At 64.7% G+C, this 21,646-nt stretch carries 15 protein-coding genes and 1 tRNA gene; 10 read left to right on the top strand and 6 right to left on the bottom strand.

Translation table 11 applies throughout. The annotated features are described in order from the left end of the window. Genes JKG68_RS11960 through ispH form a run of 3 tightly spaced genes read left to right on the top strand, consistent with a single transcriptional unit; the run spans position 1 to position 3,907 of the window. Positions 1 to 1,659, top strand: coding sequence for a squalene/phytoene synthase family protein (locus JKG68_RS11960; RefSeq protein WP_246515365.1), 1,659 nt, complete (start codon positions 1 to 3; stop codon positions 1,657 to 1,659). Further along, on the top strand, positions 1,656 to 2,942 hold the full coding sequence (locus JKG68_RS11965; protein ID WP_202059616.1) for a hydroxysqualene dehydroxylase: 1,287 nt from the start codon (positions 1,656 to 1,658) through the stop codon (positions 2,940 to 2,942). The genes JKG68_RS11960 and JKG68_RS11965 overlap by 4 nt, the downstream gene beginning before the upstream one ends. Then, a complete protein-coding gene (gene ispH / locus JKG68_RS11970; protein WP_202059618.1) occupies positions 2,939 to 3,907 on the top strand; it encodes a 4-hydroxy-3-methylbut-2-enyl diphosphate reductase in 969 nt (322 codons plus the stop codon). Before JKG68_RS11965 ends, ispH begins: the two co-directional genes overlap by 4 nt. Here ispH and JKG68_RS11975 read toward each other — a convergent pair. Then, entirely contained in the window at positions 3,886 to 5,307 is a 1,422-nt protein-coding gene (locus JKG68_RS11975) for an MATE family efflux transporter (RefSeq protein WP_202059620.1), read from the bottom strand. The genes ispH and JKG68_RS11975 overlap by 22 nt on opposite strands. Positions 5,308 to 5,450: 143 nt before the next feature. On the opposite strand from JKG68_RS11975, the gene JKG68_RS11980 reads away from it, so the two are divergent. Together JKG68_RS11980 and JKG68_RS11985 are read left to right on the top strand one after the other, a co-directional pair. Continuing rightward, positions 5,451 to 6,428, top strand: a complete 978-nt coding sequence (locus JKG68_RS11980; protein WP_202059622.1) for an amidoligase family protein — start codon at positions 5,451 to 5,453, stop codon at positions 6,426 to 6,428. After that, positions 6,425 to 7,126 carry a gamma-glutamyl-gamma-aminobutyrate hydrolase family protein gene (locus JKG68_RS11985; RefSeq protein WP_202059624.1) on the top strand — a complete coding sequence of 234 codons (702 nt, stop codon included), beginning with the start codon at positions 6,425 to 6,427 and terminating at the stop codon, positions 7,124 to 7,126. The genes JKG68_RS11980 and JKG68_RS11985 overlap by 4 nt, the downstream gene beginning before the upstream one ends. A 1-nt stretch (position 7,127) precedes the next feature. On the opposite strand, the gene JKG68_RS11990 is transcribed toward JKG68_RS11985, so the two are convergent. Then, positions 7,128 to 8,669, bottom strand: a complete 1,542-nt coding sequence (locus JKG68_RS11990) for a response regulator (protein ID WP_202059626.1) — start codon at positions 8,667 to 8,669, stop codon at positions 7,128 to 7,130. Positions 8,670 to 8,803: 134 nt separating this feature from the next. On the opposite strand from JKG68_RS11990, the gene bglX reads away from it, so the two are divergent. From bglX to JKG68_RS12005, 3 genes are all read left to right on the top strand, one after another. Further along, positions 8,804 to 11,047: a beta-glucosidase BglX gene (bglX, locus tag JKG68_RS11995; RefSeq protein WP_202059628.1), complete on the top strand. Its 2,244-nt coding sequence runs from the start codon at positions 8,804 to 8,806 to the stop codon at positions 11,045 to 11,047. 79 nt (positions 11,048 to 11,126) lie between these two features. Next, a complete protein-coding gene (locus JKG68_RS12000) occupies positions 11,127 to 11,969 on the top strand; it encodes a DUF1206 domain-containing protein (protein WP_202059630.1) in 843 nt (280 codons plus the stop codon). A 160-nt stretch (positions 11,970 to 12,129) separates the two neighbouring features. Continuing rightward, positions 12,130 to 15,288 (top strand): type ISP restriction/modification enzyme, encoded by a 3,159-nt coding sequence (locus tag JKG68_RS12005; RefSeq protein ID WP_202059632.1) that lies wholly within the window; start codon positions 12,130 to 12,132, stop codon positions 15,286 to 15,288. Between the two features lie 301 nt (positions 15,289 to 15,589). Here the strand turns inward: JKG68_RS12005 and JKG68_RS12010 are convergent. Then, a tRNA-Ser gene (locus JKG68_RS12010) sits at positions 15,590 to 15,676 on the bottom strand. 121 nt (positions 15,677 to 15,797) lie between these two features. On the opposite strand from JKG68_RS12010, the gene JKG68_RS12015 reads away from it, so the two are divergent. Both JKG68_RS12015 and JKG68_RS12020 read left to right on the top strand, forming a co-directional pair. Continuing rightward, complete coding sequence (locus tag JKG68_RS12015) at positions 15,798 to 17,066, top strand: tyrosine-type recombinase/integrase (RefSeq protein WP_202059634.1); 1,269 nt, start codon at positions 15,798 to 15,800, stop codon at positions 17,064 to 17,066. A gap of 102 nt (positions 17,067 to 17,168) precedes the next feature. Next, on the top strand, positions 17,169 to 17,771 hold the full coding sequence (locus JKG68_RS12020; protein ID WP_202059636.1) for a hypothetical protein: 603 nt from the start codon (positions 17,169 to 17,171) through the stop codon (positions 17,769 to 17,771). 8 nt (positions 17,772 to 17,779) lie between these two features. On the opposite strand, the gene JKG68_RS12025 is transcribed toward JKG68_RS12020, so the two are convergent. From JKG68_RS12025 to JKG68_RS12035, 3 genes are all read right to left on the bottom strand, one after another. Next, positions 17,780 to 18,544 carry a recombinase family protein gene (locus tag JKG68_RS12025; protein ID WP_202059638.1) on the bottom strand — a complete coding sequence of 255 codons (765 nt, stop codon included), beginning with the start codon at positions 18,542 to 18,544 and terminating at the stop codon, positions 17,780 to 17,782. A 794-nt stretch (positions 18,545 to 19,338) separates the two neighbouring features. After that, complete coding sequence (locus JKG68_RS12030) at positions 19,339 to 20,697, bottom strand: AAA family ATPase (protein WP_202059640.1); 1,359 nt, start codon at positions 20,695 to 20,697, stop codon at positions 19,339 to 19,341. Continuing rightward, positions 20,690 to 21,589, bottom strand: coding sequence for a DUF7146 domain-containing protein (locus tag JKG68_RS12035; protein ID WP_202059642.1), 900 nt, complete (start codon positions 21,587 to 21,589; stop codon positions 20,690 to 20,692). The genes JKG68_RS12030 and JKG68_RS12035 overlap by 8 nt, the downstream gene beginning before the upstream one ends. Positions 21,590 to 21,646 lie beyond the last annotated feature (57 nt).

A 21,646-nucleotide genomic window follows, 5' to 3' on the forward strand; every position in this document is an offset into this window, starting at 1 on the left:
ATGCAGACGGGCGCCAAAGAGGCATCGAAGAAACCGCGGAACGAGAACTTTCCCGTGGCGTCTCTCGTGCTGTCGTCCGAACACAGGGATGCGGCCCTCGCGTTCTATGGCTTCGCGCGCTTGGCCGACGATGTGGCCGATGCTCCCGACCTGGGAGCCGCCGAAAAGCTGGCGCGCCTCGAGGCGCTGGAACAGGCGCTCGTGTCCGGCGATCCCACCGTTCCAGAGGCCGCGCGCCTGCATGCGGCCGACAGGCGGCACAAGGCCGGCCTCGTTCAGGCCCGCGACCTGCTGCGCGCCTTCCGCCAGGACGTGGTCAAGGCCCGCTACAACGAGTGGGCGGAGCTGGTCGGCTACTGCCGCCTCTCGGCCAATCCGGTCGGCCGCTTCCTGCTTGCCCTGCATGGGGAGCGCATTGCCGCGCAGGCGCCGGCGGACGCCCTTTGCACGGCGCTCCAGATTCTCAACCACCTCCAGGATTGCGGCGACGACCGGGAGCGCCTGGGCCGCATCTACATCCCGATCCGCTGGATGATGGCCGCAGGCTCGGAGGCCGCCTTCTTCGATCCGTCGCAGGCCACGATCCGCCGCAGCGTGTTCGACGCCATGCTCGACCGGGTCGATGCCCTGATCGATCAGGCGCAATGCCTGCCGCAGCATCTGCAGAGCAGGCGCCTGCGGGCTCAGAGCATCGCCACGATTGCCCTGGCCCGGTGCCTGAGCCAGCGCCTGCGTCTCGCCGATCCGGTTGTCCAGCGCGTGCAGGTGAACAAGCCGGATGCCATCAAGGCTTTCCTGCGCGGGCTCGGCGGCTTGGCGCGTGCGCCGGTGAACGGCGACCATCGGGTCACGGCAGCGGTGGTGCGCCGCTCAGGCTCGTCGTTCCGCCTGGGCATGCAGAGCCTTGCGCGGGAGCGCCGCCGCGCCATGCATGCGGTCTATGCTTTCTGCCGGGCCGCGGACGACATCGCCGACGGCGCCGCGCCCGCCTCCGAGAAGCGCGCCTTTCTGCGCGACTGGCGCTGCGAGATCGACCGGCTGCACCGCGCTCCGGAAACGCCCATCGGGCGCGAGCTCGCCCGCGCCTCGAGCCTGTTCAAGCTGCCGCTGGAGGAATGCCATGCCCTCCTCGACGGCATGGAAACGGACTGCGCCGACCGGGTCCGCTTGGCAAGCGACCATGAGCTCGGCCTGTATGGGCGCCGGGTGGCAGGTTCCGTCGGAGCGCTCTCGATCCGCATCTTCGGCGCGCCCGCCGCCCATGACTTCGCCCTCAATCTCGGACGCACCCTGCAGCTCGTGAACATCCTGCGCGACGTGGACGAGGACGCGGCCTGCGAGCGGGTCTACATTCCCCTTTCGCGCCTCGCGCAGCTCGGGCTGCAGGACGCCCCGGCGGCAGCCCTCGTGGCCGATCCGCGCTTCGCCCGCGTCTGCGAGAGCCTTGCCGAGGAAGCCCGCGCCGGCTTCGCGGCCGCGGACGAGGCCCTGACGCGCCTCGACCGCGCAGCCCTCAAGCCCGCCATCCTGATGATGGAGAATTACCGCCGCGTGCTCGCACGCCTCGCGGCCCGCGGCTGGGGCGTGCGCCAGGGCAAGCTTCGCCTGAGCGCCACGGACCGGCTCCAGCTCATCACCCGCGCCATGAGGCCTGCATGACGACGAGGCGCACCCATATCATCGGAGCGGGCATCGCGGGCTTGAGCGCCGCCCTTGCGGTGACGGCCGAGGGCGGCGAGGCCATTATCTACGAGGCCGCGCCGCAGCCCGGCGGGCGCTGCCGGACGCTTCGCAAGGAAGACGGATTCACCCATGACAACGGCACCCATGTGCTGTTCACGGCCAACGGGTACACGCTCGATCTTCTGAAGGCCATCGGTGCGCGGGACCGCTGGTTCGAGCCCGAGCCCAAGGGTCTGACCCTGTACGACGGCCCGACGGGGGAAACCCGAAGGGTCGGGCTCTCCCCCTGGTCCTGGCTGTTGCCGTCGCGCCGCCCGCGGGGCCTGACCCTGCCCGATCTCGGCCGCATCCTTCGCCTTGTCTTCACCTCCAGGAACTGCCCCGTGGCGTCGATCATCGGCAAGGGGCCGATCATGGACAACCTGATCGAGCCCCTGACCGTGGCGGTGCTCAACACCCCGACGTCGCAGGCTTCGTCGCAGCGGCTCGCCTGCGCTCTCCGGCAGTTCATCCGGCCCGGCGCCGGCAGGCTCCTGGTGGCGCGGAACGGGCTGAGCCAGGACCTGATCGAGCCGGCCGTCGCCACCCTGCAGGCCAGGGGCGCTGCCGTCCTCACGGGGCAGCGCCTGCGCATGCTTCTGACAAGCCAGGAGCGCGTGATCGGGCTCGCGCTCACGGACCGCACGGTGATGCTCGGCCCCGACGACCGGGTCATTCTGGCCCTGCCGCCCTACGAGGTGGAGCGGCTCCTGCCGGCGCTTCCGGTGCCGAAGACGTTCGAGCCCATCCTGAATGTGCATTTCCGCATGGCGGGCTTGAGCACCCCCCGCTTCCTCGGGTTCACGGGCACGCTGGCCCAGTGGGCGCTGATCCGCCCCGATCATGTGAGCGTCACCGTCTCGGCGGCCGATCATGTGGTCGATCAGAATGCCTCCAATGCGGCGGCCCGGATCTGGCGCGAGATCGTGCCGGCGCTCCGCTCGCTCGGCCTCGACGCATCCGTCGATCGTCAGCCCGAAACGCGGGTGGTGAAGGAAAAGCGCGCCACGATCCGCCAGGCGGCCGAGACGCTGCCGCAGCCTCCCCTGCGGCCGCTTGCGAACCTTGCTCTCGCGGGCGACTGGATCGGCTCGCTTCCGGCCACCATCGAGAGTGCGGTCATGGCCGGGGAGCACGCAGCCTCCATCCTTCGCCACGCCCGGTGCGCCCGTCCGCCTCTTTCCCGTGAACGCTCCTTGAAGACGGAGGATGCCGCATGATCCAGGAGCATCCGCCGCTCACCGTCCTGCTGGCCGCTCCCCGCGGCTTCTGCGCCGGCGTCGAGCGCGCCATCCGGGCCGTCGAGGACGCTCTCGCGCAGACGGGAAAGCCCGTCTATGTGCGGCACGAGATCGTGCATAACGGCCGCGTCGTCGAGGAGCTCAAGCGAAAGGGCGCGATCTTCGTCGAGCACATCTCGCAAATTCCGGACGGGGCGGTCGCCATCTTCAGCGCCCACGGGGTTCCGCAGGCTGTCGAGCGCGAGGCCGCAGGCCGCGGGCTGTCGGTGCTCGACGCCACCTGCCCTCTCGTCCGGCGCGTTCATATGGAAGGGCAGCGCCATGCGCGGGCCGGCCGGGAGGTCATCGTCATCGGCCACCGCGGCCATGTGGAGGTCGAAGGCACCATCGGGCAGATCGACGGGACCGTTCATGTGATCGACAGCGTGGCGCAGGCGCTCACCCTGCCGGTCGCGAACCCTGAGCGCATCGCCTACGTCACCCAGACCACGCTGTCGGTGGACGATACGCGGGAGATCATCGCCGCCCTCAAAAGCCGCTTTCCGGCGATCCAGGGCCCCGACGTCAAGACGATCTGCTACGCCACGCAGAACCGGCAGATGGCCGTGCGCGTCATCGCCAAGCGGGCGGAGCGGATCATCGTGTGCGGGGCGCGCAATTCATCCAACACCAACCGCCTGCGCGAGGTGGCGGCGGGCGAGGGCCGCCCGGCCCTTCTGATGCAGGACCCCAAGGACCTGACCCTGTCCTTCATCGAGGGCGCTGCCGTCATCGGCCTGACCGCAGGGGCCTCGGCCCCCGAGGACCTGATCCAGGAGGCCCTGGCGCAGCTCGCGCAGTGGCGCCGCCTCACCGTGGAGGAAGTGCGGGTGACCCATGAGGACACGCAGTTCGCCCCGGTCGACCTGGCGCGCCTCGTGTCTCAGCTCGCAAACGCCTCCTGAAGGCCCTGCGGCGTTGCCGTGACCAGCCCGAGCCGGTCGCGGCGAAGCCAGCGCCACAGCATCAGCGAGGCCACCACCGCAAGCCCGCTGGCGAGCCCGATCCAGATGCCGATGCCCCGAAGGCTCGTGCCGAAGGCCAGGATGATGCCGAGCGGCAGGCCGACGCCCCAGTAGCCCAAGGCCGCATAGATCATCGGGACCCGGGTATCCTGCAGCCCGCGCAGCATCCCGGCTCCGACCGCCTGCGCGCCGTCCACGAGCTGGAAGATGGCGGCCACCACCAGGAACGAGCGCGCCAGGTCGATCACCAGGGCGTTCTTGGGGTCGCTCATGTCGAGGAAGGCCCCGAGCAGCAGATGAGGCGCAAACATCATGAGAGACGCCGTCAGGACCATGAAGCCTGTGCCGAGCGCATAGGAGGTCCAGCCGGCGCGGGTGACCCCTTGCGCGTCCTGCGCACCGTAGGCCCGCCCCACGCGCACCGTGACCGCCTGCCCGATTCCAAGAGGAATGGAGAAGCAGAAGGAGGCGATCTGCAAGGCTATCGCATGGGCCGCCAGTTCGCTTTCGCCGATCCAGCCCATCAGCATGGCGGCCGCGTTGAAGATCGTCACCTCGAACATCAGCGTCAGGCCGATGGGGATGCCGATCCGCCACAGGGTCCGGTAGCGCGGCCAGTCGGCCCGCCAGAAGCGCCCGAAGATGTGATAGCGCCTGAGCTTCGGATCGAGGACGATCACGAGGGCGAGCGCCAGGAACATGAAGGTGCTGGAGAGCACCGTGCCGAGGCCTACCCCGATCAGCCCCAGGGCCGGCAGGCCGAACGAGCCGACCATCAGCACGTAGGCCGCGCCGAAATTGACGGGAATCGTCAGGAGGCCGATGACGAGGGCCCAGCCGGGACGCTCCAGCGCCGACAGGAACGAGCGCAGCACCAGGAAGAGCAGGAACGGCAGCAGGCTCCACTGGAGGGCCCGCATGTACTCGCCGGCGTTGTGGGCGAGCACGGGCTCCTGGCCGATGGCGAGAAGGATCCTTTCCCCGTTCCAGGCCACGATCCAGATCGGGATGGCAACGGTCACCGCGGCCCACAAACCCTGGCGCACGGTGCGGCGCACCTCGCGCACGGAGTGGCGCTTGCGGCCCAGCTCCTCGGCGATCATCGGCGAGGTGGCGTTGACGAGGCCGATGCCGAAGATCAGGAAGGCGAAATACAGGTTGGTGCCGAGCGCACCGGCCGCCAGGGCTTCCGAGCCCATCCAGCCCATCAGAATCACGTCCGACGTCATCAGGGCGTTCTGCGCCATGGTGGCGAGAACGAGAGGCCAGCCCAGGGCCAGCGTGGCGCGCAGCTCCGCCATCCAGGCGGCCCGCTCGGTGGGTGCGATGCGAGAGATCATAATGGCCGGCTTGTAGCCCGAACGGCCCCTGGAGCGCCACCCCATGCATGGCCGAACAGGCATGTTCCCGAAAAAAGGAACCGGGGCGGAAGGGTGTCCGTTCATCCTTTCACTCACGCTTTCGTGTTCCCTGGAGTTCCTTGATGGCGCAGCCGGCGCTTTCCACCTCGATCGATTTCGCGCTGCCGCCGATCCTGCACAACGAACAGGGGCGGATGCGTACCGTGGGTGTCGAAATCGAGTTCGTCGGCCCCTCCGCCGAGAAAACCGTGCAGGCGCTGCAGGAGGCGCTCGGAGGCAGGCTGATCGAGGAGGATCCCCACGCCTTCGCGCTCAGGGAGTCGGCCATCGGGGACCTGACGGTGGAGCTCGACAGCCGGATCCTGCATCCGGGCAAGCAGGCCGGGAGCCAACGCGGGGTTCTGCCCAAGATCGCGGCCCTGTTCGGATTTGCGGCAAGCTATCTCGTCCCCTGCGAGCTCGTGACGTCGCCGACCCGGCTCGACCGTCTCCAGGACCTCAACCGGATCCTGACGATCCTGCGGAGGCTCGGCGCCAGGGGCACGCAGGATGCGCCCTTCTATGCCTTCGGGCTCCACTTCAACCCGGAGATCCCGCGCCAGGATGCGGCAACCCTCACGGCCTTCATGAAGAGCTTCGCGCTGCTCAACCCGTGGCTCCGCCGGGAGGCCTCGCCGGACAGGACCAGGGAATTGCTGGGCTTTGCCGACCCATTTCCGGCCGATTACGTGCGCAGGATCGTCTCGCTGGACTACTGGCCGGACATTTCCACCTTCATCGACGATTACCTCAGCCTCAATCCGACCCGGAACCGCGACCTCGACCTCCTGCCGCTGCTGCATCATCTCGACGCGCAGCGGGTGCGCGCCGTGCTGCCGAACGAGAAGATCAACGGCCGTCCCACCTTCCACTACCGGCTGCCGGACGCCCGGGTGAGCGATCCGGGCTGGAGCATCGCGCCGGACTGGAACCGCTGGGTGTGCGTCGAGCGGCTTGCCGCCGACCGCGAGAGGCTCGACGCGGTCGGCTCCGCCTACCTGTCCTTCGAGGGAGAGGACAAGAGCTGGGCCAACGTGGTGGAGCAGATCGTACGGTCATGACGAGCCCGCTCATCGGTGTGACCACATCCCGGCGCGGCGGATGGCGCAGCTATCTCATGCACCGGCTGGCGCTTGCCCGCGTGGGCGCGCGCTCCATTCGCCTGATGCCGGGAAACCCCCTGCCTGCGGAACCGCTGCAGGGCCTCATCATCGGCGGCGGGGACGACATCGGCGCGGAGATCTACGGCGGAAAAGTTCTGCCCGACGTGCGCATCGACCCGGAGCGGGACAAGATGGAGCTCGGCCTGCTCAAGGCCGCCCTTCCGGCCGGGCTGCCGATCCTCGGCATCTGCCGCGGATCGCAGATGATCAATGTGGGGCTCGGCGGCACGCTGCACACGGACATCTACGAGGTTTATGTGCAGGCGCCCAAGATGCGCACCGTGCTGCCGCGAAAGACCGTGTCCATCGCGCAGGACTCGCGCCTCGACCGCATCCTGCGCTGCAATCCCTGCCAGGTGAATGCGCTCCATCACCAATCCGTGGACCGGCTCGGGCAGGGCCTGAGGATCGCCGCGACCGACGAGAGCGGCATCGTGCAGGCCATCGAAAGCGAGAGCGCCCCGTTCCTGCTCGGCGTTCAGTGGCACCCGGAGCTTCTGGTCTGGAAGAGGCCGCATCAGCGCCTGTTCGGGGCCCTTGCCGATGCGGCTCGCGAGGTTGCGCAGCCGCTCAGCGCAGCCGCATTGGCGCAGTAGATCAGCCGGCGCGCTGCGAGGGGCGCGGGAAAAGCGGGATGACCTTGTTGTCGCCGCGCACGGTCAGATGCCGCTGGATGGCGCCATGCAGGTCGCGGCTGATGATGGGCTTATGGAGCAGCGGAAACTCGCTGCTCTCATCGGCCACCATGGGATTGCCGGTGATGAGCAGCACGGGCAGGTCCGGGAAGAGCTGACGGACCTCGCGCGCGAGCATGACCCCGTTCATGGTTCCGGGCATGGCCACATCCGCCAGCACCAGGGTGGGCTTGCGCGCGTGCAGGTTCTTCATGGCCTGGGGAGCATCGGTGGCGATGGTGGTCACATAGCCGAACTCCTCCAGGGTGGACTGCAAGGCCAGTGCGACCTCGAGCTCGTCATCCACCACGAGAACTTCCGTCCGGTTCGGCACGCTCGCGTCAGGCGTGTCGTCCTCGCCCGCCGAGCCGGTCGGCAGCAAGGTGGTGGCCTCGGCTCTGGGGATGTAGAGCATGATGGCCGTCTCGGCCCCATCGCGGCGCACCTCCGACGCTCCGCCAAGCCCCTGCAGGAAGTGCAGGCCCTGACGCAAGGTCAGCCATGACGAGAGGTCCAGATCCCGCAGGGCAAAGGCCTGCTCCCCGTGAACCTCCCGACCGTGCGTTTCCTTGCCGTGAGTTTCCTTCCCGTGCGCCTCGTGGGCTTGAGCCTCCCTGTCCGGTCCGGTGCTGCGGATGGCGAGCTGAACGAAATCGCCCTCGAGCGCCAGGTTTGCCAAAGTCCCTCTCGGAACCTGCACGTTGCGCGCCTCGAGCGTGATCGCGCCTCCTTGCGGCAGGGCGTCGCGAACATGGGCGCTCAGCGTGACAAGCGCCGTCTGGATGTCGTCCGGATTGGCCTGGACCGCCCAGAGATCGTCCGCCAGGGCCAGTCGCAGCTCGACCGTGTCGCGCAGGAGCGAGCGGCTCATCAGGTCGGCGATCGCGCTCACCGGTTCGGCAAGATCGAGATACTGGAACCCGGCCTCGCTCTGCCGGGCAAAGGATGTCGATCGCGCGATGAGCTTGGCGGCCTGATCGGAGGCCACAAGCGCGGAGAGCAGCTTGCGCTGGAGGATCGGCTGGTCCTTCATCTGCCGTGCCGCGGCGTCGACATTGGCGCTGATCACCATGAGCCGGTTGTTGAGGTCATGGGTGATCCCGTCGCGCAGGCGATCGACGGCCTGCGTCTTCTGAATCCGCCGAAGGGCCTCCTCCCCGTCAGGCGCGGAGGCCTCTTCGGGAGCAGGAAACGAGGCGAGCGGCTCGGGCCGGTCGACCGTCACCTCCTCGAACACCGACAATTCATCGGATGCGCGGTCGTCCCGATCCTGAAGGATCGCTCTGAGCTGCTGGCCGATCAGCAGCGGCGCTCCGGCGGCCATGAGAAGAAACCATCCTGCGAAGATCGCAACCAGCGCGGAATCCCTGACGAAGGCAGCACCGGCCAGCGCGAAACCCGACATGATCAGGGCGAAGGAAAAGGTCAGGAGGGACAGCTTCAGGGAGGCAGGCAGCGGATGCATCTCGTTTTTCTAAAGAATGAATTGACCTCGCGTCCTCGAGACGCCACTTGCAACGCTTATCTTGTGTAGCACGAACCGGCAGCAAGCGAGGTTGCCTTCGCGATTAAGTGTTACTGCCCCTATAGGAGATCATTGTGCGGCTTTCTGATGTCCCCGGCTTGACGCAATTCACGCTTGCGCTGGCGCTGACGGCCTTTTCTGTCCCGACGGCAGGAGCGCAGGAAGCCATCGAGCGCCGCGTGAACGAGCTTCTCGGGCAGATGACCCTGGAGGAGAAGATCGGCCAGCTGAACCTGGTCTCGCACGGTCCGCCCCTGCGCTGGGAGGACATTTCCGAGGGCAAGGCCGGCGCCCTGCTGAACTTCAACAGCGCCCCGGACGTGGCCCGCGCCCAGGCGCTCGCCCGCCAGACCCGCCTGAAGATCCCGCCCCTGTTCGGCCTCGACGTGCTGCACGGCTTCCGCACCCAGTTTCCGCTTCCCCTTGGAGAAGCCGCAGCCTTCAGCCCGCGCATCTCCCGGCTCGCCTCGGAGTGGGCCGCGAAGGAAGCAGCCTTCGTGGGCGTGAACTGGACCTTCGCGCCCATGGCGGACCTGTCCCGGGACAGCCGCTGGGGCCGCATCGTCGAAGGCTTCGGGGAGGATCCCACTCTCGGGGCCGTGCTGACCGCCGCCCGCGTGGAGGGCTTCCGCAAAGGGGGCCTGGCCGCCTCCACGAAGCACTTTGCAGGCTACGGAGCGCCGCAGGGCGGACGCGACTACGACACCACCTACATCCCGCGCGCGGAGATGTACGACACCTATCTGCCGCCGTTCCGGGCTGCCGTGGAGGCGGGCTCGGCAAGCTTCATGGCCGCCTTCAATGCGCTCAACGGCGAGCCCTCCACGGCCAATCCGTGGCTGCTGACCGACGTGCTGCGCAGGCAATGGGGCTTCGACGGCTTCGTCACCTCCGACTGGGTGGGCATCGGCGAGCTGGTCAACCACGGCATTGCGGCGGACGGCGCGGAGGCCGCCCGCAAGGCGATCCTCGCCGGCGTCGACATGGACATGATGGGCCAGCTCTACATCAAGCACCTTCCCGAGGAGGTGCGGGCGGGCCGGGTGCCGGAAAGCGTGATCGACGAATCCGTGCGGCGCGTGCTGCGCACCAAGTTCCGCATGGGCCTGTTCGACCGCCCCGATATCGACCCATCCCGTTCGGATGCGGCCTTCCCGTCGCCGGAATCGCGCCAGGCCGCCCGCGAGGTCGCCCGCGAGACCTTCGTGCTGCTGCAGAACCGAGGGGACGTGCTGCCCTTTGGCCCGGGCGTGCGCTCCGTCGCCGTGGTCGGCCCCCTGGCCGATGCGCCGCACGACCAGATGGGACCGCACGCGGCCCGGGGCCACAAGGAGGACAGCGTCACGATCCTGGAGGGCATCCGCCGCCGCGCGCAAGGAGCAGGGATCGCCGTCAATCATGCGCCGGCCTGCGATCTCTTCTGCCGCAACACGGATGGGCTGCAAGCCGCTCTCGAGGCGGCACGCCGGTCGGATGCGGTGATCGCCGTCTTCGGCGAGCCGCAGGAGCTGTCGGGCGAGGCCGCCTCCCGCGCTCATCTCGAGCTCAACGGCCGGCAGGCTGAGGTTCTGGAGGCGCTTGCCGCCACCGGCAAGCCGGTGGCCCTCGTGCTCATGGGCGGCCGTCCGCAGGTGCTGGGTCCGGTGGCCGAGCGCATCCCGTCGATCCTCATGACCTGGTATCCGGGCACCGAAGCGGGACCGGCGGTCGCCGACGTGCTGTTCGGCGACGTCAGCCCCAGCGGCAAGCTCCCGGTCACCTGGCCCCGCGCCACGGGGCAGCTGCCCTTCTACTACAACCACCTCCCCACCGGCCGCCCCACCAAGCCGGACAACCGCTTCACCGTGCAGTACATCGACGAGGCGATCACCCCGCTCTATCCCTTCGGCTGGGGCTTGAGCTACACGCAGTTCGCCTACTCCGACACGACGATCGCCCAAAAGCGGCTGGATGCAGGCCAAATGCTGGAGGTTGCGGTCAGCGTCCGGAACACCGGCGCGCGGGAAGGCCAGGAAGTGGTGCAGCTCTACACCCGCGATCCGGTGGCAAGCCGCAGCCGTCCCTTGCGTGAGCTGAAGGCCTTCGAGAAGATCGCCCTGAAGCCCGGCGAGACCAAGCGCGTCACCCTGCGCGTGCCGGTGGAATCCCTCGGCTTCCACCTCGACGACGGCACCACTCTGGTGGAGGCCGGCGCCATCCAGGTCTTCGTGGGCGGCAGCTCCCTTGCGGAGCCGGCCGGCGAGGCCGAGATCGTCAGGACCTTCCGCATTCCGCCGATGGAGCGGCGCGCCGCCGTCTCCACCAGCGTCGCGCAGTAGGGCGAAGCATCGGCTGCCGTGCCAAGGAACATAGATCGAGGCTGGGCGGTTCTCCTCTGACAAAGCGGAGCCGCAAAACATGTCCGACATCAGACGTCACCCCGTGGAGAGCCTCGCCCGTTTCGGCTATGGGGCGCGCGGCGTCGTGTATGGTCTCGTCGGCGGCTTGGCCCTCTTGGCCGCCATCGGCTCGGGCGGCCAGACAGGCGGCAGCCGCAGCGCCTTGCAGACCCTCGTCTCGCAGCCCTTCGGCAAGGTCTGGCTCTTCCTGATCGCCCTTGGCCTGTTCGGCTTCTGCGCCTGGCGCATCCTCGAAGCGCTCACGGACGCCGACAACCGCGGCTCCGACATGAAGGGCTGGGGCGTCCGGGGCGCCCACCTGATCAGCGGCGTCATCTATGCGGGCCTGGCGGTCTCCGCCTTGAGGCTCGCCCTCGGCCGGGGCTCCGGGGGCAGCGGCGAGGACCAGGCCGCGCAGGACTGGACGGCCTGGCTCATGAGCCAGCCCTTCGGCCAATGGCTCGTCGGCCTCGTGGGCCTCGTGGTTGCCGGCACCGGGATCGCCTTCATCTGGAAGGCGTGGCGCGGGAATGTGGCGGACCGCCTGTCCCTGCCGTCCGACAAGCGCGAATGGATCGTCTCCCTTGGCCGCATGGGCTTTGCCGCCCGCGGCGTGGTCTTCCTGCTGATCGGCGGCTTTCTGGTTCTTGCCGCGCTCCACAGCTCCTCCTCGCAGGTGCGCGGCCTCGGCGGCGCGCTCGAGGCCTTGCAGCAGCAGCCCTATGGCTGGGTGCTCCTGGCGCTCACCGCCATCGGCCTCTTCGCCTTTGGGCTCTTCGGCCTCGTGCAGGCGCGCTACCGCCACATCGACGCGCCGGACCTCGACGACGCCAAGGCCGCCGTCGCGCGGGTGGGACGGTAGGAAGCGGGACACACCGAACCCCGACCTTGGAACAGGCCGGACTGAGCCCATGGAGCGGGCCCGAGCGGGTCCGGAGCACCCCTTAGGGAACATGGAGCCCATAGCCCTGCGCAAGGAGATGCATGCAATTGGTGGCTTGAAGCCAACGGGGCGGATGACGATGGCATCGCCATTCGCGCATTATCTCAAGCGTATTGAGCATGCTCTAAAAGCAGGAAACGGGACGGAGCATGCCTGTCAGCCTGCCCTGAAAGCACTGATCGAGGCGCTCCGGCCACAGCTTATCGCAACGAACGAACCACAGCGGATTGCTTGCGGAGCGCCGGACTTCATCATTACCCACGATGGTATTCCGCTCGGCTATATCGAGACGACGAACATAGGAGCAGACCTCGACGAGGCGGAGAATACCCCGCAGCTGAAGCGTTGCCTCGGCAGCCTCCACAACGTGATCCTCACGGATCATCTTGAGTTCCGCCTATACCGAGATGGCGAACGCGTCGGATCGGCGCGGCTTGCGCGCGTGCAGACAAGCGGCGACCTGAGGATTTCCGCCAACGGAGCAGAGCAGCTCATCCTGCTTCTTGACGCCTTTTTCGATGCCCGGGCGCCGGTGATCAAGACCCCCAGGGAACTGGCCGAGCGCATGGCCCGCCTGGCCAGGCTGATTGACGACCTGATCCGCCAGACCCTTGGTCATGAAAGCAAGCCGGGCGATCTTCACGCCCAGTACGATGCTGTCCGAAAGATCCTGATCCCGAGCCTGTCGGTCGATGAGTTCGCCGACATGTATGCCCAAACGATCGCATACGGATTGTTTGCCGCGCGATGCAATCACGTCGGATCGGGCTTCATGCGCGAGCTTGCGGGCAAGGATCTTCCAAAAACGAACCCTTTTTTGCGACGCCTCTTCAACACCATCGCGGGCGCCGATCTCGATGAAAGGATCGCCTGGGCGGTCGACGACCTTTCCGGGCTCCTGGCGAAGGCCGACATGGCGGCGATCCTGGAAGACTTCGGCCACGCCACGCAGCAGACGGACCCGGTCGTCCACTTCTACGAATCCTTCCTGAAAGCCTACGACCCTAAGCTCCGTGAGCTGCGCGGGGTCTACTATACTCCTGAACCAGCCGTGGGTTACATCGTGCGCTCGGTGGACGCTCTCCTGAAACGGGAGTTCAAGCTTGCGGACGGCATCGCCGACAGCAGCAAGATCAGGCTGAAGCGCAGAAAAGCAAACGGCAAGGGTGAGGAAGCCTGCGACAGTCACCGTGTGCAGATCCTCGATCCGGCCTGCGGCACCGGAACGTTCCTGCACGCCATCATCGCCAGCATCCATGAACAGTTTTCCGGCAATCCGGGCTTTTGGCCCGGATACGTCGCTCAGCACCTGCTGCCGCGATTGCATGGGTTTGAGCTGCTGATGGCTCCGTATGCGATAGCTCACATGAAGCTTGGGCTGCAATTGAAGGAGAGCGGCTACGACTTCGCGACGGATGAGCGGCTGCGCGTGTTCCTGACCAACACGCTGGAGGAAGCGCATGAGATCGCAGGGCTTCCCCTCTTCACGCAGTGGCTTGCGGAAGAAGCCGCGGCCGCAAGGGACGTCGGGAAGAACGCCCCGATCATGGTTGTGGTCGGCAATCCGCCGTATTCCGGGCACTCCGCGAACAAAGGAGAGTGGATAGAAGGCCTGCTTGAAAGCTACAAACAAAGCCCGGAGCTCAAGAAGCCGGCACAAGCCAAGTGGCTGTCCGACGACTACGTAAAGTTCATCCGGTTCGCCCAATGGAGGATCGAGCAGACGGGCCATGGCATCCTCGCCTTCATCACGAACCACAGCTATCTCGACAACCCCACCTTCCTCGATATGCGCGCGAGCCTGATGTCGAGCTTCGACGACATCTATGTTCTCGACCTCCACGGCAACGGCAAGAAGAAGGAAAAGACCCCGGGCGGCGGCAAGGACGAGAACATCTTCGACATCCAGCAAGGCGTATCGATCGCACTTCTCGTCAGAAGAACCAAGCGGGCGAGCCGCTGCACCGTTCGGCGCGCGGATCTCTGGGGCGGCAGGACCGGGAAGTACGCCTGGCTCGCCGACCACGATGTACTGGATACGGATTGGGAGGACGTAACCCCGTCTGCCGCTCCCTGGCTGTTCGTGAAACAGGACGAGAGGCTCGCCGTCGAATACAATCAGGCCTGGAGCGTCGCCGATATTTTCAAGCCCAACGGCGAGCCGGCTCCTGGCTTTGCCACCCAGCACGATGAATTCGCGATTTCCTTCACCTGTGATGAAGCGCGCCGGAAGGTGGAGCAGCTTCTGGAGACGAGGTCGGAGGCTGAGGCAAGGGAGCTGTTTTCCCTCTGCGCCCAATCCCAATGGTCCTATGACCGGGCGAGGGCTCAACTGCCCCTGGTCGATCTCGATGAGGCCGCCATCGAGGTTCTTTATCGTCCTTTCGACACGCGCTTCAGCGTCTATGATCGAAACGTTCTGGTTCACCGCCGCGAACGGGTCACGGCCCATTTGCTGAGGGACAACCTGGCGCTTTGCATTCCCAAAAATCAGGAATCATCCGGGTCCGCTCACTTTGACGGTGTCTTCTGCGCCGATCGTCCCGTCGAGCTGAACCTGTTCAGGCGCGGCGGCGCTTTCGTCTTGCCGCTGTGGCTGTATCAGGCAGAAGACCTGCGCAATAAGGGCGCAGCCGAGCGCACGGCAAATCTTTCCCCGGCTTATCTCACCGCCTTGAAGGGCGCTGTCGGGAGCATGAGGCTGAAGCCTGAGGACGTATTCGCCTACATCTACGCGGTCCTTTACGCGCCGGGCTACCGTGCGCGTTATGCGGACTTTCTGAAGCGGTCGTTTCCCCGCATTCCAATCCCCCGGAGCGCCGACGCTTTCAAAACCGTTGCGGCCTTGGGGCATGAGCTCATCGCGCTCCACCTGATGCGGGAGACCACCCCGAGCATCACGAAATTCCCAAAAGCCGGAAGCAACAGGGTCGAGAAGGTCGAGTTCGTCCCCGACCCGAAGCACCCCGAGATAGGCCAGGTCGCCATCAACGACGAGCAATTCTTCCAGGGCATGCCCAGGTCTGTCTGGGAGTTCACCGTGGGCGGCTATCCTGTGGCGCACAAGTGGCTCAAAGACCGGAAGGGACGCTTGCTCACCTTCGATGAGTTGAAAGCATACGGACGGATCGTCGGCGCGATCGATGAAACCTTCCGCATCCAGGACAGGATCGACGAAGCCCTTCAAGACACGCTGGGCATCAAAGCACGCGGTGCCCGCCGGGTCGGGGCGCGCTGAAGGAGAAGCTTTGAGGGGGCGGAGGCAGGGCTTTGCCGTCACCTCATGCTTCCAAGCGTAGCCCGGTTTCGGTTCATGGCGAGGAATATGCGACGCATATCGGCCTCTCCCGAGGGGCCGGACCTACAACAGATTCGCAGCCCTATACCCTCTTGCCATTCAGAAAGTTCTGGAGGGGTGGGAGCTTCCAACTTCCGAACCGGCACGGTCAGGGGCCAAGCCAGCCTGAAAACTCAACCCGGAGACTATCGGAGCCCCCTGAATGCATGCTGAAGCACGGCATGCATCCTTCTTGAACCTGTGGCGATCCCGGGAAGACTCGAACTTCCGACCTTCGGTTTAGGAAACCGGTGGTACAGGCTTTCTCGGGATTTCTGACCCTTACATCGCCACCCTGTGAAAGCCTTGTGTCTCCTCGTTTTTGGGCCATTTCCGACCTCGATTCACTTTAACACCATTTCTGGATATAACAGGGCTCTTGTTTACCCCAAGTTTACCCCGAGGCCTCTGTGACCAAGAAACTGACCGCCGCCGCCGTCGAGAAGCTGAAGCCCACAGACAAGAGGCAGGAGATACCCGACACCGGATCGGACGGCTTGCGCCTCATCATCCAGCCTTCGGGTGCGAAGTCCTGGGCCATGCGGTTCCGCCGTCCCGATGGCACGCACGCCAAGCTGACCCTCGGCCCCGTGGATCTCTCAGGCCGCGAGGGAACGGGAACGCCCGTCATGGGAGCGCCCCTTACACTCCGCGAGGCTCGGTGGCTTGCGACAGAGGTCACCCGGAAACGGGCAGCAGGCGTGGACTTCCGCAAGCAGGTCGGAGAGACGTTCATTGAGGTCGCGGCAGACTTCATCAAGGACCACAAGGACCGGAGGACTTGGGCCGACATCGCCCGGATGCTCGGACTGGCCGAGGACCTCTCCCCCGTTCCCGGCGGCTTGGCGGATCGGTGGCGAAACAAGCGCATCGGGGAGATCACGTCCAACGACGTTCACGCGGTCATCGCGGAGTGCATCAAGACAGGAGTTCCCGGGATGGGTGCCGCCCCGCGCACGAGCAACAACCGGGGCAGGAAGATGGGGGATGCCCTCGGGGCTCTCTTCAGGTGGGCCACGAGGCACAGAAGGGACGCGATCCACGTCAACCCGATGGCCGGGGTCTGGCGCCCTGCCCCGCCCTCTCAGCGGCAGCGGGTCCTGAACGCGAGGGGAGAGATCAGACAGGCCGACGAGCTTCGGCAGTTTTGGGCCGCGACCGGGATCATGGGCCAGCCTTTCGGGCCGCTCTTCCGGCTCCTGCTTCTGACCGGGTGTCGCCTCAGCGAGATCGCGGAGATGACCCGCAGTGAGTTGAGCGACGATCTCTCCACGCTCCACTTGCCGGGAAATCGCACGAAGAACGGGCGGCCGCACGTCGTCTATCTCTCACCGCTGGCGCGGGAGGTTCTCAAGAGCGTAAAGCCCATCGAGGGATGCCCCTACGTCTTCTCCACGAACGGCAGGACGCCTGTGTCAGGTTTCAGCAAGGCGAAGGCTCGGCTCGATTCCCTTATGACCGTCCAAGACTGGCGTCTCCACGACCTCAGAAGGACGGCGGCAACCGGAATGGCTGGCCTCGGCGTCCCTCCTCACATCGTCGAGGCGGCGCTCAATCACGTCTCGGGAGCGAAGGCAGGAGTGGCCGGAACTTACAACGTCGAGGCGTACACGGTGGAGAGGAAAGAGGCGCTGGAGAGGTGGTCCTTCCACGTTCATAGCATCGTTTCGAGCAAATGAATTTGTCAGAGACAAGCTATTTACCCGAGAGGATAGTTGCACATTCCTATAAATCTTGATCAGCTTTTGTCTTGTAAATCAGTTCACGTGCATCTGAGGAAAATGATGATCAGAGTATCTACCACTGCCTTATTGGCGAGTGCGTTAATTTTTATGGCACAACATCATGAGGCTCAAGCCCAAGGGGTGATGGACATACTTCGCGACAATGCAAAGAGTGCAACTGATACAGCTGGCTCTCTCGTTCCGTCTCTTCCAAGCATGCCTGTGTTACCCGAAATGGCAGAGATCACAAAACTCGCAACGGGGACACTGGACGAGTTCACCGAACAGGTATCTGCCGCGGCCCCAGTACTTGAGAAGCTAGGATTTGAGATCGCTACATTCCGCGTTCAAATGGCTCTACCGCCCAAAGCGAAACTAAGATTTCGCTCAAAAAATGTCGACTTAGACGAGGCAACCATCTCGGGTATTTCCGCGACAAACCGAGGTGGAGCTCTTAGTACGGCTCTTATTTCCAATGCTGTTCTTGCGAAACGGATGCAAAAAGCGATGGCAATGGGAACAGCGGTCCTCGATGTCACCTTAGGGCTCCCCCCAAAAGTCAAAATGTCATTCCTAAAGGGAGGTAGCGGGGATCTCTCTGATCTAGGCAACAGGTTTGATGACTTAGACCTCGTGTGTGAGCAGGCGCTCGATCCGTGACGACTCGCTTAAAGGCCAGTGTGCACATCGCCTAACCAGATGGCGCTAGTTTCTGACGGTACATCCGCGCCCGTCTGCTTTATGGGAGAGTACCGATCCGGCATGCGGGTTCTCAGGACCCTGCTGACCTGCGTAGCGGTCCACTTCCCGCCGCGTGGGGTCTTATATCCCCTCTCCTCGAACGCAGTAGCAATCCCACGAAGAGAGACGCCCTGTGCCTGTAGGTCCTTGATTTGAGGAGCAAGGTCGCGGGCTCGGGCCTCGGCGTCAGTCTTCCGCCTTTCTACAGCGGTCCTTCGGCCCTCCTGGGCCATGGCTCGAATGTTCCCCCTATCCCCGCCGAGCTTCACCCCTCTAGCCTTCGCTGCGGCAAGAGCGACCCTCGTCCGATCGGAGATCATGTTCCGCTCCTCCTCAGCCAGTACAGCCATAATCCTGACCGTGACCCGGTTCGCAGAGGGTATGTCCGCGGCAACGAAGTCCACGCCCGCCTTCTCCAGGCCCAAGAGGAAGTGCGCGTCTCGGGAGAGGCGGTCCAGCTTTGCGATAATCAGGGTCGCCCTGTAGAGGCGGCAGAGCATCAGCGCCTCCTGGAGCTTCGGGCGGTCGCTGTTCTTTCCACTCTCAACTTCCACGATCTCGGAGCAGAGATCCCAAGCCCCGCCGTTCAGATAGTCTCGAACGGCCTTCTGCTGGGCCTCTAGGCCAAGACCCGAGCGGCCCTGCTTCTCTGTCGAGACGCGGTAGTAAGCGACGAACTTCCCCTCGGTCATAGGTGTCTCTCCACTAGCAAGGTCCCTTGCTCGTGAAGAAACTACCTTAAGTTGTGGAGCGCATCCAGTGGTTAGCCTTCCAAGGCGATCTCCGACGAAGAGTAAGCGTCCAGAGCGTCCTAAACATCCCTAAGCATTGGACCTCTGCCCCACCTCTGCCCCACCTCGCATCTCTGAGTAGGGCAACCCCGGCTCCTGCCCCTCCTCTAACTGCCTCTTTCCCCTATCCGTAAAAAACGGTCACTGGCACACTTTCTGGGCTTCTCGGGTCTACCCCCTCCCGTAGCCCCACAAAGCGTGTCAGCGGCTCGTTTGCTGCGATCCTCGGAGCTTTCCAGATCTCCCACGAGGGCGGGAGGGGCTTTCCACCGCGCTTCGGAATGGTCTTTCTCCTCCCGCGAGGGAGGAAATTTCGGGAGAAACTCCCTTGCCCCACCAGGACCCCCTAAAGGGGGTCTTTCTGGGTAGGGCAGACGAGTGGTCTGTTTGGCTGCCCTACCTTTGCCCCACCTTAAAAGATGTAAGTGGGGCAGAGAAATACGCTAAATATTTCAAAGACTTCTCTCCCTCATAGGAGAGAATTTGCCCCACGTCTGCCCCACCTCAAAAGGATCCGGTGGGGCACCCGTGTCCATTTTTGCGGTGGGGCAGACTGAAAGGTTAACAAACTCAAGGGCTTAGGCACTTTTCGGAGGGAAAGTTGCCCCACCTCTGCCCCACCTGGAAAAGAGAGGTGGGGCAGAAGGGGTTGCCTCACCTCTGCCCCACCTAAAAAGGGTTCGGTGGGGCACCCGTCAGAGGGCGGAGTTCCAGCGGTAGTAGGGGCGCTTGTTCCGGTTCTCGTCCGTGCCCTCGTACTCTTCGAGCTTCTTGTCCTTGACCAGCTCCGCGACGATCTTCTTGACCCGCCCCTTATCCTCCTCGGGGTCGAGCCCGAGGGCCTCTGCGATTGGGACGCCGATCCACTTGTCTTTGGCCTGATCGGACTTCCTCCACGGCCCTCCGGTTCCGACCTCCCGTTCCATGCGCTCCATGTTCTCCTGGGTCAGACCCGCCATGACGGTCGGCATCTCCCAAGGGACCGGGACGCCCACGAAGTCCCCGTTATCCAAGGGGACGGATCGGAAGTAACGCCATGTCGCCTTCTCGGAGGGAGGGGCGAGGTTGGCCTTCCCGTTATCGACGCGGAAGTATCGCCCGCGCTCGTCCGTTATCCCCGCCCTGGTCGCATCGTCCTTGGTCATGGTGTTGACCGTCCGAGCAGACCGGACCGCCGCGAGAAGGGCAGAGGCCCCGCGACCGTCCTCGACCGAGACTTCCTCCCCGCCCGTCTTGCGGGAGTGGTGGACCAGATCGATGGCGCACTTGGTCTGCTCTGCGATGTGAGCCCACTTCTTGACCACCGTCTCGATGGCGTTGTTGTCGTTCTCCGTGACCCTGTGACTGGAGACGAAGGGATCGACGATCACCACATCGATCCGGTTCTCCTCGATCGTCTCGATCATGGATTTGACCGTCACGTCTGCGATCTTCACTCCCTCGCGGGTCTGCTCTGCGATGATCATGGGCGCAGTCCGACCGCTGTCGATGAACAGGCGATCCCCTATGTCCTCGGGCGTGATGCGATACTCCTGCATGGTGGCGACCACGCGCCGCTCGATCTCCTCCATTGGGTCCTCGCCGTTCCAGTACCAGACCCGAAGAGAGTGGGACGGCTTTTCTCCGAGGAGAGGCTTTCCGTTAGCCATAGCTAGAGCCTCCGCGATGGCGAGGGCCGACTTGCCACCGCCGCCGTGACCGATGGTCGTGGACACGAAGCGCCGGATCAGGTGGGTTCCGTAGATGAACTGCCTCCGAGGGATCTCCGACGCAGGCCGGAACACGAAAGCGGATGCCTTGACCTTCTGGGCCTCCGCCTCCTTCTCCAGCTCCTCCTTCCGCTTGACGATCTCCGGGGAGATCTCCCGAGCAGCGACTGGAGCCTGTGGAGCGTTCTCCGCCTTAGCCTGAGGAGTGTCGTCGGCCTTGGGTTTGGCGACGAAACTCTCCTCCTTCGGCTCTGTAGCAACCTGTTCCTTTCGAAGCCTACCGAGTTCCACCTGTCTGTGACGCAGGTAGGCGGGGATGCTGCGCTCTAGTGCCACGTCATCCATCGACGCCTCCCTTTCGGATGAGGTCGTTGAGATCCTCACCTTCGTTCGGAGGAGTGAGCGGATTGACCTCTCTCTCGGCTGCGACCCACCGCTTGAAGAGGCTGGCGACCGCCTTCCTTCCGGCTTCGTCGTTGTCCTCCGCGACCCAGAGGGTCTTGATCCCATCGAGGACAGGGAAGCCTGAGACGCCGTTGGCACTGATGAGGCTCCAGACCGGCATGTCCGCGAGGCCCTTGAAGGCTCGAAGGCTCAGAGTACTCTCCAGGCCCTCTCCGATGCCGAGCGTATCGGTCGGCTTGCCGATCTTGATCGCCCCATCGGAGCCGGAGCCCATGATCATCCGGTCCTGCGGACGCTTCCCGTCCCCGATGGTGTGAAAAGCCTTCTCTCCCTCGTGGGTGATGGCCGTCCGATGGATCCCCAAGGGAATGTCCTCTCGGACGTGCCGAATGAGGCAGACCATCGCCGGGACGAACTTGTCTGGACCGAACGGGCAAGCGGGAACCCACCGGATGGCGGAGTTAGCCTCAGGAGGAAGGGAAAGCCTTCTCCGGTTCAGGTACTTCTCGACAGGCGTTCCCTTGGGATCGAAGCTGTGCGCCCAGATCCTGAGGGCGCGCTGGAGCTTCTTCTGGTCATCTTCTGGGGTCCCGCGAGGGGCAGGCGTGAAGGTAACTTCACCGCCTAGAACCTTCTCGACGTGCCTCTTCAACTCCATGTCCGTCGTGTCCGGACTGTAGCTGTGAACGATGAAGCCCTCTTTCCTCTCAGGGGCAATCATGAACCTAGCCGAGCGATCCTTTGCGGAATGGCCTGGACCGGGGAAAGATACTTGGTCACCCACGATCTCTCCATTGAAGAGATACGCGATGTCGTGGAGGTCATAACTCATGACTGACCTCCTGCCTGGAAAGTGCTGGAGGACTTATCTAAATTACACTCTGCACTT

This window comes from Microvirga aerilata, assembly GCF_016743775.1.
Lineage (GTDB): Bacteria > Pseudomonadota > Alphaproteobacteria > Rhizobiales > Beijerinckiaceae > Microvirga > Microvirga aerilata.

Excerpts from the sequence above, each read along its gene's own strand:
- JKG68_RS11960 (WP_246515365.1), top strand. The coding sequence starts at position 1 with ATGCAGACGGGCGCCAAAGAGGCATCGAAGAAACCGCGGAACGAGAAC.
- JKG68_RS11965 (WP_202059616.1), top strand. The coding sequence starts at position 1,656 with ATGACGACGAGGCGCACCCATATCATCGGAGCGGGCATCGCGGGCTTG.
- ispH (WP_202059618.1), top strand. The coding sequence starts at position 2,939 with ATGATCCAGGAGCATCCGCCGCTCACCGTCCTGCTGGCCGCTCCCCGC.
- JKG68_RS11975 (WP_202059620.1), bottom strand. The coding sequence starts at position 5,307 with ATGATCTCTCGCATCGCACCCACCGAGCGGGCCGCCTGGATGGCGGAG.
- JKG68_RS11980 (WP_202059622.1), top strand. The coding sequence starts at position 5,451 with ATGGCGCAGCCGGCGCTTTCCACCTCGATCGATTTCGCGCTGCCGCCG.
- JKG68_RS11985 (WP_202059624.1), top strand. The coding sequence starts at position 6,425 with ATGACGAGCCCGCTCATCGGTGTGACCACATCCCGGCGCGGCGGATGG.
- JKG68_RS11990 (WP_202059626.1), bottom strand. The coding sequence starts at position 8,669 with ATGCATCCGCTGCCTGCCTCCCTGAAGCTGTCCCTCCTGACCTTTTCC.
- JKG68_RS12000 (WP_202059630.1), top strand. The coding sequence starts at position 11,127 with ATGTCCGACATCAGACGTCACCCCGTGGAGAGCCTCGCCCGTTTCGGC.
- JKG68_RS12005 (WP_202059632.1), top strand. The coding sequence starts at position 12,130 with ATGGCATCGCCATTCGCGCATTATCTCAAGCGTATTGAGCATGCTCTA.
- JKG68_RS12020 (WP_202059636.1), top strand. The coding sequence starts at position 17,169 with ATGATGATCAGAGTATCTACCACTGCCTTATTGGCGAGTGCGTTAATT.
- JKG68_RS12025 (WP_202059638.1), bottom strand. The coding sequence starts at position 18,544 with ATGACCGAGGGGAAGTTCGTCGCTTACTACCGCGTCTCGACAGAGAAG.
- JKG68_RS12030 (WP_202059640.1), bottom strand. The coding sequence starts at position 20,697 with ATGGATGACGTGGCACTAGAGCGCAGCATCCCCGCCTACCTGCGTCAC.
- JKG68_RS12035 (WP_202059642.1), bottom strand. The coding sequence starts at position 21,589 with ATGAGTTATGACCTCCACGACATCGCGTATCTCTTCAATGGAGAGATC.